General features: G+C 72.6%; 12 protein-coding genes. 2 read left to right on the top strand and 10 right to left on the bottom strand.

The annotated features are described in order from the left end of the window. Window positions 1-771: NAD(P)-binding domain-containing protein (locus tag VGW35_18240; GenBank protein HEV8309606.1), on the top strand; the 771-nt coding region annotated here is incomplete at its 5' end. Next, window positions 768-2,048 (top strand): glutamate-1-semialdehyde 2,1-aminomutase, encoded by a 1,281-nt coding sequence (gene hemL, locus VGW35_18235; protein ID HEV8309605.1) that lies wholly within the window; start codon window positions 768-770, stop codon window positions 2,046-2,048. The genes VGW35_18240 and hemL, both read left to right, overlap by 4 nt. A gap of 45 nt (window positions 2,049-2,093) precedes the next feature. On the opposite strand, the gene VGW35_18230 is transcribed toward hemL, so the two are convergent. From VGW35_18230 to pdxS, 10 genes are all read right to left on the bottom strand, one after another. Continuing rightward, the gene (locus tag VGW35_18230; GenBank protein HEV8309604.1) at window positions 2,094-2,519 is read right to left on the bottom strand and encodes a CBS domain-containing protein; all 426 of its coding nucleotides are present in this window, start codon (window positions 2,517-2,519) and stop codon (window positions 2,094-2,096) included. 47 nt (window positions 2,520-2,566) lie between these two features. Further along, complete coding sequence (locus VGW35_18225; protein ID HEV8309603.1) at window positions 2,567-3,151, bottom strand: adenylyl-sulfate kinase; 585 nt, start codon at window positions 3,149-3,151, stop codon at window positions 2,567-2,569. A 3-nt stretch (window positions 3,152-3,154) separates the two neighbouring features. Further along, window positions 3,155-3,976 (bottom strand): biotin--[acetyl-CoA-carboxylase] ligase, encoded by an 822-nt coding sequence (locus VGW35_18220; GenBank protein HEV8309602.1) that lies wholly within the window; start codon window positions 3,974-3,976, stop codon window positions 3,155-3,157. A 36-nt stretch (window positions 3,977-4,012) separates the two neighbouring features. Beyond that, window positions 4,013-4,489: a universal stress protein gene (locus VGW35_18215; protein HEV8309601.1), complete on the bottom strand. Its 477-nt coding sequence runs from the start codon at window positions 4,487-4,489 to the stop codon at window positions 4,013-4,015. A gap of 201 nt (window positions 4,490-4,690) precedes the next feature. Beyond that, window positions 4,691-7,162, bottom strand: a complete 2,472-nt coding sequence (locus tag VGW35_18210; protein HEV8309600.1) for a xylulose 5-phosphate 3-epimerase — start codon at window positions 7,160-7,162, stop codon at window positions 4,691-4,693. After that, window positions 7,159-8,352 carry an acetate kinase gene (locus VGW35_18205; GenBank protein HEV8309599.1) on the bottom strand — a complete coding sequence of 398 codons (1,194 nt, stop codon included), beginning with the start codon at window positions 8,350-8,352 and terminating at the stop codon, window positions 7,159-7,161. Before VGW35_18205 ends, VGW35_18210 begins: the two co-directional genes overlap by 4 nt. 41 nt (window positions 8,353-8,393) lie before the next feature. After that, the gene (locus VGW35_18200; GenBank protein HEV8309598.1) at window positions 8,394-8,708 is read right to left on the bottom strand and encodes a hypothetical protein; all 315 of its coding nucleotides are present in this window, start codon (window positions 8,706-8,708) and stop codon (window positions 8,394-8,396) included. Window positions 8,709-9,095: 387 nt separating this feature from the next. Continuing rightward, a complete protein-coding gene (locus VGW35_18195; protein HEV8309597.1) occupies window positions 9,096-9,383 on the bottom strand; it encodes a hypothetical protein in 288 nt (95 codons plus the stop codon). A 149-nt stretch (window positions 9,384-9,532) separates the two neighbouring features. Beyond that, on the bottom strand, window positions 9,533-10,147 hold the full coding sequence (gene pdxT, locus VGW35_18190) for a pyridoxal 5'-phosphate synthase glutaminase subunit PdxT (protein ID HEV8309596.1): 615 nt from the start codon (window positions 10,145-10,147) through the stop codon (window positions 9,533-9,535). A 6-nt stretch (window positions 10,148-10,153) separates the two neighbouring features. Continuing rightward, complete coding sequence (gene pdxS / locus VGW35_18185; GenBank protein ID HEV8309595.1) at window positions 10,154-11,035, bottom strand: pyridoxal 5'-phosphate synthase lyase subunit PdxS; 882 nt, start codon at window positions 11,033-11,035, stop codon at window positions 10,154-10,156. Window positions 11,036-11,063: the final 28 nt, after the last annotated feature.

Genomic DNA, 11,063 nt, shown 5'->3' with positions numbered 1-11,063 from the left:
CTGCGCGAGCGGGCGGTCGTCCTCGTCGGCGCCGGCGAAATGGGCGCGCTGGCCGCCCGGCACTTGGCGGATCTCGGCGTGAGCCGGCTCCTCATCACGAGCCGCACTCTGGAGCGGGCCGAGTCGACCGCCCGGCAGACGGGTGGCAAGGCGGTGCCCTTCGAGGAGTTCCCCGCTCATGCGGCTGCCGCTGACATCCTGATCTGCGCCGCGACGGCGCCGGGGGTCCTCGTCACGCACGCCCAGGTGGCGAGCTGGGTCGCGAGCCGACCGCGACCGCTCCTCGTCATCGACCTCGGCGTGCCACGCAACGTCGAGCGCGCGGCGGCGCGCGTCGCGGACGTCTATCTCTATGACATCGACGATCTCCAGGGCGTGGTCGACGCCAACCGCCGGGCCCGCGAGCGCGAGGTGGAGCGGGCCCGGGCGCTGATCGCCGGCGCCGTCCAGCGGCTCGACCGCACGGTCGCCGCCCGCCGGGCCGCCCCGACCATCCGCTCGCTCCGCGCGAAGCTCGAGGAGATCCGGAAGGCGGAGGTGGAGCGTGCGCTGGCCCGGCTCGGCGAGGCGCCGCCCCCGGCCCGCGCGGTGCTGGAGGCCTTGTCGATCACGCTGGTGAACAAGATCCTGCACGGGCCCGTCGAGCACCTGAAGGCGGCCCAGGCCGCGCCGGGTGGGGCGCGCTTCCGGTCGTTCGTGCGTGAGCTGTTCGGGCTCGACGTGGAGGATGCTGCGCTGGAGGACGCCGGCGAGCCAGGGGAGGAGCGGTGACGTCCGAGGAATACTTCGCCGAGGCGGCTCGGCTGATGCCAGGGGGCGTGAACAGCCCGGTCCGGTCCTTCCGGGGGGTTGGCGGCACGCCCTTCTTCGTGGCCCGCGGCGAGGGGGCGCGCCTGACCGACGTGGACGGTCGGAGTTATCTCGACTACGTGATGTCGTGGGGCCCGCTCATCCTCGGCCACGCGCCCAAGCGGGTCCTCGACGCGATCCGCGTCGCGCTCGACCGAGGGACCACCTACGGGGCACCCACGCCCGGCGAGGTCGAGCTCGCCCGCGCGATCACGGAGGCCGTCCCGTCGATCGAGATGCTGCGCCTGGTCTCCTCGGGCACCGAGGCCGCCATGGGCGCGCTCCGGGTGGCGCGTGGCTTCACGGGTCGAACCAAGCTGGTGAAGTTCGAGGGCTGCTACCACGGCCACGCCGACAGCTTGCTCGTGAAGGCGGGGTCGGGTGGCGCGACCTTCGGGGTGCCGGACAGCCTCGGCGTCCCGCCGGAGCTGGCCCGGCTCACGGTGACCGTGCCCTACAATGACCTCGACGCCGTTGGTGCGGTTCTCGAAGCCGAAGGGCCGAACGTGGCCGCGATCATCGTCGAGCCCATCGCCGGGAACATGGGAGTGGTCCCGCCCGCCCCGGGGTTCCTGGCCGGGCTCCGCGAGCTGACGGCCCGCCATGGCACCCTCCTGATCTTCGACGAGGTGATCTCGGGCTTCCGGGTCGCCTACGGGGGCGCGCAGGCCCGGTATGGCGTGGACGCCGACCTCACGATCCTCGGCAAGATCATCGGAGGCGGGCTGCCGGTCGGGGCGTATGGCGGACGGCGCGAGATCATGGAGTGCGTCTCGCCGCTGGGCGGGGTCTACCAGGCGGGAACGCTGTCGGGGAACCCGCTCGCGGTGGCGGCCGGCCTTGAAACGCTCCGGGTGCTGCGGGAGCCGGGCGTGTACGAGACGCTCGAGACCCGGGCCGGCGCGCTCGAGGCTGGACTCCGGGAGGCCGCCGCCCGCGCGCGAGTGCCGGCGACGATCAACCGGGTGGGATCGATGCTGACGGCGTTCTTCACCGCGGAGCCGGTGACCGACTGGACGAGCGCCGCCCGGGCCGATCGAGCCCGTTACGCCGCCTTCTTCCACGCCATCCTCGCGCGCGGTATCTACCTGGCCCCGTCGCAGTTCGAGGCGGCGTTCCTCTCGCTCGCCCACTCCCCGGACGACGTCGCCGCCACCGCCGACGCGGCGCGTGCCGCGCTCGGAGCGGTCTCAGGGTAATCCCTCGCCGCGTTTCCTCACCCGGCGCCCCGGCCGCCGCCGCGGTCAGCGCCGCGGGGCGACGCGCTCGATGGCCGCCGCAATCTCGGCGGAGCCGGGCTCGTGCCGCGGGACCGTCTTGCCGGTCAGTGCCCGCACCAGGGCCCGGAGGAGATCGGTTTCGGTGAGAATGCCCACCAGGCGGCCGCCCTCGAGCACCGGCAGGGCGCCGATGCGGTGGTCGAGCATGAGCTCGGCGGCCGCCTCGATCGGGCGGCTCGCGCCGATGGTGATGACCGTCTTCGTCATGACCTCGCCCACGGTGAGCTTGTCGAGGATGTAATTGATCTCCCACACCGAGAGCCCGGTGGCGGGCGACGGGAGGTTGAGCCGGATGTCCCGGTCGGTGACGATGCCGACCAGCTCCGCTTCCTCCATCACCGGCAGGTGACGGATCCGGTGGTCCTGCATCAGCTTCCTGGCCTGGAACACGGGGGTGCTCGAGGGAGCCGTAATCGGCGATAGGCTCATCCAGTCTTTCACTTGCATGAAAGCCTCCTGTGGGCGCACGCGTCCTTGGCTGACGCCCGGCGGTCGAGCCGGCGGGCCAGATACACGATCTCCTGAACCTGGGTCCACCGATCGCTGGCCTGGGTGTCGAGGCGGAGCTCGGGCGCCAGCGAGATCTCATAGGGGACGTCGACGGCCGGCCCGGCGGTGCCCCGGGGCAGGCTGTGCCCATAGATGCTCACCGGCGCCCGGCCGCGCGGACGCGTCTGCTCGCGTTCGTGGCAGACCTCGGCCGGGCAGCGGAGCTGAACCTCGGCGAAGACCGGGATGAGCTCGCGGGCGAGCTCCCGCCACGCCCGGCGGTGCGCGGTGGCGTCGATGATCACGGGCACGCCGGCTTCGGTCAGGAGCCGGGCCATGTAGACGAGCGCCCGGTGGACGATGTCCCCCTCGGCGTCGGTGTAGGCGGGCTCGGGGGTGATCACCTCGCGAATCTCGTCGAGCTCGAGCACCTTCACCGGAATGCCACGCGCCTCGAGCGCCGCCGCGGCGCTGCGCGCCAGCGTGGTCTTGCCGCTGCCCGGCAGTCCGGTGATCCAGATCGCCCAGCTCATGACCTATTCCAGCAGCCGCAATTCTCCGGTCACCACCCGGTGGATGTGGCCGTGGGCATCCTCGACCTCGAGGCGTCCCTCCGCGTCCAGGCCTCGGGCACGACCGTCGAGGACGGTGGCCTCCTCCCGTACCTCGACCCGCCGTCCGGACACGATGTCCAGGTCGCGCCAGGCTCGCAGCACACCGGGCGCTCCCTGGTCCCGGTAGGTCACCAGCCATTCGTCGAGGAAGGTGAGGACGGCCGCCGTGAACGCGTTCCGGTCGACCGGATGGCCGAGCGCTTCACGGAGCGAGGTCGCCGACTGGGCGGCCTTCCCCAAGCCCACCCGCAGCGCCTCGCGCTCGACGTTGACGTTGACTCCGACTCCGAGGATCACGTAGTCGAGCCGGTCGCCGGAGCCGGAGAGCTCGGCCAGGGTCCCCGCCACCTTCCGGCCTTTGACGAGCACGTCGTTCGGCCACTTGATGGCCGGGGCCAGGCCGAGCTCGCGGATCGCATCAGCCACCGCCAGCGGCGCGACGAAGGAGAACGCGCCGGCCGCGCCGAGCGGAATGGCCGGCCGAAACAGCACCGACGCGTAGAGATTCACGCCGGGTGGCGAGAACCACGACTTGCCCGCCCGCCCCCGGCCCGCCGTCTGACCCTCGGCCAGCACGACGGTTCCGGCCGGCGCGCCGGCTCGGGCCAGCTTGCGCAAGACCCCGTTGGTGGACGGGACCGTCTCGTACAGGCAGATCCGGCGGCCGACGAGGTACGTGTAGAGCCGGTGGCGGATCGGCTCGATGCCGAGCGCATCCGGGGCGACGGCGGTCTCAGGCGTCATGGATTCGCTCCTCGGGCCGGCTGGCCGGGCCCACGGTCATGATGTCCGCACCTCCACGGGGCTCGCCGCTTTTCTGGCCACCATCCGGATCATGAGCACCGGCACGGGCGCGGTTCGGAGCACCTCCTCGGCCACCGAGCCGAACACGAGCCGACCGAACCCGCTCCGGCCATGGGTGCTCATGGCGATCAGGTCGGCCTTGTGGGCCTTCGCGTGCTCGACGATCTCCGTGGCCGGGACGCCGAGGCCCAGGACGCTCCGGGCCCGGAGTCCCCTCTCCCCCAGCCGCTCCTGCAGGTTGGAGAGGTACTCCTTCGCCCTCACCTGCTCGAGGAAGAGGCCGTCGGGCCCCACCACGTCGCCGTTGGCGAGGGCGGCGGCGGTGGAGAGGGGCTCGACCACGCGGAGCAGGAGGATCTCGGCATCGAGGGGGCCCGCGAGCTTCTCGGCGAAGGGCAGGATCGACTCTGCCAGCTCGGAGCCGTCCAGGGGAATGAGGACACGCTCGTACATGGCCGCTCCTTTCATAGCCACTGCTTCCGGGCTGCAACTACAGTGCCCGGGCCAGTACGAGTGAACGGTCGTGTTTTCGGGGACTTGGCGAGGACGAACGGCGCCATCGCGGCAGCGGGTGGGGCAGAGATGTCCCGCTCGGGCGCGGCTGCCCCACGCCGCGCCGCGATCCGACCGGTCAGGTCCTTGCGCGGCTCCGTCTCAGCGCAGGATGACGATGCCCTCGGGCGCCGCCGTGTGATCGAGGGCGGCCAGCTCGTCGGCCGTGAGCAGCGCGGACCGCGGGGTCTCGAGAACGCACGCGACGGCGGCGAGGACGTGCGCCCAGGTGGCGTGGTTCACGAAGAGCAGGCCTTCCACGGTGAGGGTCCCGCCGTGGTTCGTGTAGCCGAGTCCCTCGGTACGTGGCCCGGTGTGGAGGGGCTGGAGGACGCCGAGCATCGGCTCCGGGCGCGTGTGCGTCACGAAGACCCGGGCGGCGACGCGGTCCGGGTAGAGCCGGGCCCTGACCCCGATGGGGGCCAGGTGCGCCCGCTCACGCTCCCCCCGGGGGATCCGAAAGCGACCCGGCTCGAGCATGTAGACGACACCGTGCGGGACCTCACGCGCGGCCAGGCGTCGCGAGGCCTCCAGCGTCTGGCCGAGCTGATAAGCCCCGATGGCCGTGAGGATGACGCGGGCCTCGTCCTGGCGGTACCCGGCCCAGGCCAGGTCGAGGGCGCCGTCGCGCAAGAGCGCCTCGGCCTCGTCCGGCGCGAACAGATCGGGGACGTCCCCCTTGGGCACCACCAGCGTCCAGATTTGCCCCCGGCTCTGGTAGACGGCGCGTACGACCGCGGCGGCGGTGTTGTAGTCGGCCGGGAACAGGACGCGCGAGACGTCGGCCGGCTCCCCGAGCAGCGCCTCGGCCAGGGCCGGGTCCTGGTGCGATCGCTCGTTCTTGGCGTTCTCCCAGGTATGGGAGGTGAGCACGAGCGGAATCGAGAGCCACCCGGGCGGCCGTCCCGCCGCGTTGAGCTGATCGGCGAAGACGATCTCCTGGCGGACGGCCCCCTGCATCTTCGCGCCGAAGGCCTCGTAGGTGACGATGATGTTGAGGCCGCCCTTGTTGGCGAGGGCCGCCGACGCCACGGCCTCCTCGTTGAGGGCGGTGATCACCGCGCCGTCGACCGCCTCGGGGATCCCCCCCTCGGGGGCGGTCACCCGGAACTTGAGGGCGTCGAGAGTGGCCTGCATGCGGTTGGAGCGCATCTCGTCGGGATTGCCGACGCGCGGGCGCAGGTGGCGGTTGGCCCGGACCGTGGCGAGAAAGCCCTGGTCCACCGCGGTCATCGGGCACGACTGCGTCCACCGCGCGGGGTCGGCGCGATTCTCGGCCACCGGCCGGAAGGCGGGGGCGGGCACCGTCTCGAGCCGGATCTGGCGGGTGGCGAGCGCGTGGTCGCGCTCGCGTGGGCGACCCGATCGCGCGTGGTGCTGGAGCGTCCCCGCCGACTCGCGCAGCTCGAGCGCCGCGACCCAGAGCCTCTTGGCGTGCTCGTTGAACAGGCGCGCGGCGGCCGGATCGCGATGAGGGTTGGCCGGGAGGGGAAGGTTGTGCGCGAGGTTCGTCCCTTCCCCGTAGAACCCGGCGCCCTTGGGCGCCACGGCGATCCCGTACGGCAGCCGGACCGGATAGCCGCGCCCTCCCGACCGCGCCGCCTGGCCGGCCGCCTCGAGCCGTGTCTCCATCTCGAAGATCGCCCAGGCGAAGGCGGCCGGATCGCGGCCGTCGAACACGAAGGGATCGAACCCGTTCAGGCGCAGGTGTCGGAGGAGCCAGGCGATGCCGCCCTGCTGGGCCATGGTCGTGCGCTGATCGATGCGCCGTCCGTTGGCGATCATGAGCGGGGCGACCAGGCCCGAGTCGTCCGCCCGCCACCAGCGGGGCGCCCAATCGCCCCCCCGCTGCTCCTCGAACGCGCCGTCGCTCAAGAAGACCACCAGGCGCTCGCCCGGCAGCGGCATGTGGACCCACTGGAGCTCCGCGAATCCCAGGTAACCGCCCTCGGCCAGGCCGCCGGCCGTGTGCGGGTTCACGTGGCTCCCGAGCGGCGAGTCCTGGGTTCCGTCCGCCCGCAGCCGGTAGGCATAGAAGTCCCGCACGTAGCGCGTGAGCCCCGCGTCGGAGACGTCGTAGCGCTCGGCGTGGGCGGGGGTCATGTTCCCGAGCAGGAGGTTCACCGAGTCGATCGCGGCCACGCAGTGGCCCTGGCCCATGAGCCAGGCCCGGGTGTGGCCCGTGATGGCGTTGATCACCATGTAGCCCGTGTACGCCGGGACCATGTTGAGTGCGCCGCCCGTGTGGCCCTCGGGGTGCGCCTTGAAGTCGTCGGCGGCGAGCGCGCGGCCGTCGAGGTACACGGCTCGCGCGTAGGTCTCGTGGACGACGAGCCACATCCCGGCGCTGGCGACGCGGTCGGCCGCGTGGAGCACGTCATAGAGGGGAGCGCCGTCCCCGCGCGCGCCCTCGGCGGCCAGGCGCTCGGCCATGGCGTGGACGCGGACCTGGGTCTGCGGGGCATGGCGGATCTTGCCGTAACCGGCGGCCCAGCGGGCGAAGACGGGATCCTCGTTCCGGTAGCGGGCCGCCCGGGCGGCGACCCCTCGGGGTCCGTGGCTCGGGGCGGTCACGCGCGTGGTTTCAGACAGTCGATGGTGTCTCGGCCGATGACCAGCTCCTCGTCGGTGGGGATCACGAAGGCGCGGATGCGGGCCTGATCTCCGCTGATCCGGACGCCCTCGCCGGTGAGCCGGGCATTCCGCTCGGGATCGAGCACGAGGCCGCACCACTCCATGCCTGCGCAGATCCGAGCCCGCACCTCGGGGGCGTGCTCGCCGATGCCGCCGGTGAAGACGACGGACTCCGCGCCGCCCAGGGCCGCCAGATAGGCGCCGATGTACTTCTTGGCGCGGTAGCAGAAGATCTCGACGGCGAGGCGCGCCCGGGGATCCTCGCGCTCCCGGTCCAGCAGCGCGCGCATGTCCCGGCTGTGCCCGGATACCCCCAGGAGGCCCGAGCGCTCGTTCAGCCAGCGCTCGACCTCGTCCGGCGACACCCGCTCGGCCCGGGCCAGGTGGCTCACGATCGCCGGGTCGAGGTCGCCGGCGCGGGTGCCCATGACGAGCCCCTCCAGCGGGGTGAATCCCATCGAGGTGTCGACGGACTGCCCGCCGCGGATCGCGGCCACCGAGCAGCCGTTCCCCAGGTGCAGGGCGATCAGCGTGGCTCGCTCGGGGGATGTCCCGGTCAGGCGCCCGTACTGTAGCAGCACTGACCGGTACGAGGTGCCGTGGAAGCCATAACGACGGATCGCGTGCCGGCGCACGAGCTCTTCAGGGAGCGCATAGCGGGCGGCGTGATCCGGCAAGGTGGCGTGGAACGCGGTGTCGAACACGGCGACCATCGGCACCTCGGGTCCCAGCGCCCGGCGAGCGGCGCGGATCCCGGCCAGGCTCGGCGCGTTGTGGAGCGGAGCCAGGGTCTCCAGGGCTTCGATGCCGGCCGTGACGTCGTCGTCGACGAGGGTCGGTCGCGTGAAGCGCGGGCCGCCGTGGACGACCCGATGGCCGACCGCGCCCACGGCGGCCGCGCGGGTGGCGACCCAATCCGCCACGCGCTGGACGGCCGTCGCGTGATCGGGCACGGCCGCCGTCTCGCGGTGGGCCGGGTGGCCCTCGGCGCGGAAGGCGATGGCCGCCTCCGCCTCCCCGATGCGCTCGATCGTGCCCCCGGCCAGGCGCCGTTCCCTCCCGCGCTCGGTGGTGTCGATCAGCTGGAACTTGACCGATGAGCTGCCACAGTTGAGCACGAGGACGTTCATCGAGGTCGACGTCAGCCGGCCGGCGACGCCTTGCCCGACCGTCACAAGGCATATCCCCGAGCCTTCAGGCAGGCCCTGAGCTCCCGCTCGTAGACCTCTTCGCGCTCGTCATAGGCGCGCTGGGCGAGGGTGATGCCACCGAACGATCCGCCGAACGGCCCGGCCAGCTCGATGATCTCCATGTATCGAGCGTACCGCCGCTGGGCCCAGGCGTCGGCTTCCGCGTGACAGGCCTTCCGGTCCGCTGAGTTGATGGGCACCGGCGGCTCGTACCGGTATCGGTGCGGAACGGTCGCGCACCCGACCATGAGAAGTCCGATGATCAGGAGCCAGGGGCACCGGAAGCCGGTGGTCATCCATTCCATCCCATGGTTGGGGTTGCCAGGCGCGGGCACGCCTCCGCCGGAGCCGCCCGCCGGCCCTAGTCGGCGATACGCTCGGGCACGGGCCCGCGGCGACGCCGCCCAGCGTCACCGCCCGATTGTAGTGCAAACGGGGCTCGGGAGCACCCGGACGGAATTCGGGATGGCCGGAGTGGCGCGAACGGTCAGCGTCGAGCCGGGTGAGCCGCCCGAGACCGCTCCGACCGTGCGTGGACAGACGACGCGTCACGGCGGGCCTCCGCTCGGGTCGGGCCCCGGCACCCCGCAGCGCGCGCCGCTGCCCTTCGGCGGCGACGGCCGGACGAGCCTGAAAGAGCCGTGCCGGTCAGGACACCGGCGGCGGCACAGTCGGCCGGCGCCTCAGGGTCGGCGAGCGACGCGGAGGGCGCGCCACCATCGGAGCCGCGCCTGGGCGGCGATGAGGGCGGCGGGATCGGCGGCGCGCTCGAGGGCCTCCAGGGAGTCGACGAGGTAGGGATGGTGCCCGGTCCGTGCCAGGACTCCCCGCTGGGCGCGGAGAAACAGACGGGCCAGGCGGCCGTGGCCGAACGGCCACGCCGTCAGGACGCGCCAGTAAAGCGGCGCCGCCAGATCGGCGGCGACCAATCCGAGGCAGATTCCGCATCCGACGGCGACGGCAGCGAGCATCTCCGGTATCCCTCCCGCGTTCGGTCGGTCCAGGCCGCCCGCCTAGGGTCGGGCGGGCGCCGTCGGCGCGTCAACCCCGGGGCGGTCCGTAGGGGTTAGCCCGGAGGCGGATGACCACCGGTCGACCACGGACGGCTCGAGGGAATGGCTCAGGCGAGGGTCGGCTGGGGGAGTCGGCTGGCAGCGGCCCGGCACAGGTCGCGGAAGTGGCGATGCACGCCGAGGTCGTCGGTGAGCTCGGGATGGAACGTGCCGGCCAACACGGTGCCCGCCTGGACCAGGACGGGCTCGGCGCGGTGGGTGGCGAGCGTGGTCACGCCCGCCCCGGTCCGCACGATGCGCGGCGCCCGGATGAAGACCATCCGCAGCGGCGCCGGCGCGCCGGCGAACCGGGCCTCGCCCTCCGTCTCGAACGACTCCCGCTGGCGGCCGTACGCGTTGCGCTCGACCGTGACGTCGATCAGCCCGAGCGAGGGCTGAGGGGGACTCACGACCTCACGCGCCAGGAGGATCAGTCCCGCGCACGTGCCGTAGATCGGCCGCCCTGCCTCGTGGAAGGCGCGCAGGACGGGGGGGAACGTCTCCCCCATGAGCGTGAGGAGCGTCGTGCTCTCCCCCCCGGGGATGACGAGTCCGTCGAGCCCCGCGAGGTCGCCCGGGTTCCGGACCTCGGGAGCCTCGACGCCCAGACGCCCGAGGGCCCGGGCGTGAGCCGCAAAGTCGCCCTGGAGCGCGAGGACACCGATGCGGACGGGCTCGCGCATGGCCGGTTACCAGCCGCGGGTGGCGAGACGCTCCTCGGCGCCGAGCTTGCCGAGCTCGAGGCCTGGCATCGCCTCGCCGAGCCCTTCGGACACACGGGCCAGGACGTCCGGGTCGCGGTAGTGGGTGGCCGCCTGGACGATCGCCCGCGCGCGGGCCGGGGGGTCGGCCGACTTGAAGATCCCGGACCCCACGAACACCGCCTCCGCCCCGAGCTGCATCATGAGCGCGGCGTCGGCCGGGGTGGCGATCCCGCCGGCGGCGAAGTTGGGAACGGGCAGGCGACCTTCCCGCGCCACCCACCGGCAGAGCTCGTAGGGGGCGCCGAGCTCCTTGGCCTCGGCCATCAGCTCCTCGGCGCCCAGGGTGGTGAGCCGCCGGATCTGGCCCGTGACCTTCCGGATGTGCCGGACCGCCTCGACGATGTTGCCCGAGCCCGCCTCCCCCTTGGTCCGGATCATGGCCGCGCCCTCCCCGATCCGGCGGAGCGCCTCGCCGAGGTCGCGCGCCCCGCAGACGAAGGGCACCGTGAAGGCGAACTTGTCCACGTGGAAGTGCTCGTCGGCCGGGGTGAGCACCTCCGATTCGTCGATGTAATCCACGCCCAGCGCCTGCAGGATCTGGGCCTCGACGAAGTGGCCGATCCGGCACTTGGCCATCACCGGGATCGTCACGGCGGCCATGATCTCCTTGATCTTCCGGACGTTCGCCATGCGGGCGACGCCGCCGTCCCGCCGGATGTCGGCCGGGACCCGCTCGAGGGCCATCACGGCGGTCGCGCCGGCGTCCTCGGCGATCTTGGCCTGCTCGGCGGTCGTCACGTCCATGATGACGCCGCCCTTCAGCATCTCCGCGAACCCGACCTTGAGCCGCAGCGTCCCGAGCTCCATCGCGAACCTCCTCCGGGCGTTCTCTCGA

The sequence above is a fragment of the Candidatus Methylomirabilota bacterium genome (genome assembly GCA_036005065.1).
Classification (GTDB): Bacteria; Methylomirabilota; Methylomirabilia; order Rokubacteriales; family DASRDR01; genus DASYQW01.
Note: the sequence above shows the minus strand (reverse complement) of the source record. Positions and strands in the feature narration are given on the sequence as shown.

What these genes read in the sequence shown, in the direction of transcription:
- VGW35_18225 (HEV8309603.1), bottom strand. Translation starts at nt 3,151, where the DNA reads ATGAGCTGGGCGATCTGGATCACCGGACTGCCGGGCAGCGGCAAGACC.
- VGW35_18220 (HEV8309602.1), bottom strand. Translation starts at nt 3,976, where the DNA reads ATGACGCCTGAGACCGCCGTCGCCCCGGATGCGCTCGGCATCGAGCCG.
- VGW35_18215 (HEV8309601.1), bottom strand. Translation starts at nt 4,489, where the DNA reads ATGTACGAGCGTGTCCTCATTCCCCTGGACGGCTCCGAGCTGGCAGAG.
- VGW35_18205 (HEV8309599.1), bottom strand. Translation starts at nt 8,352, where the DNA reads ATGAACGTCCTCGTGCTCAACTGTGGCAGCTCATCGGTCAAGTTCCAG.
- VGW35_18200 (HEV8309598.1), bottom strand. Translation starts at nt 8,708, where the DNA reads ATGACCACCGGCTTCCGGTGCCCCTGGCTCCTGATCATCGGACTTCTC.
- VGW35_18195 (HEV8309597.1), bottom strand. Translation starts at nt 9,383, where the DNA reads ATGCTCGCTGCCGTCGCCGTCGGATGCGGAATCTGCCTCGGATTGGTC.
- pdxT (HEV8309596.1), bottom strand. Translation starts at nt 10,147, where the DNA reads ATGCGCGAGCCCGTCCGCATCGGTGTCCTCGCGCTCCAGGGCGACTTT.
- pdxS (HEV8309595.1), bottom strand. Translation starts at nt 11,035, where the DNA reads ATGGAGCTCGGGACGCTGCGGCTCAAGGTCGGGTTCGCGGAGATGCTG.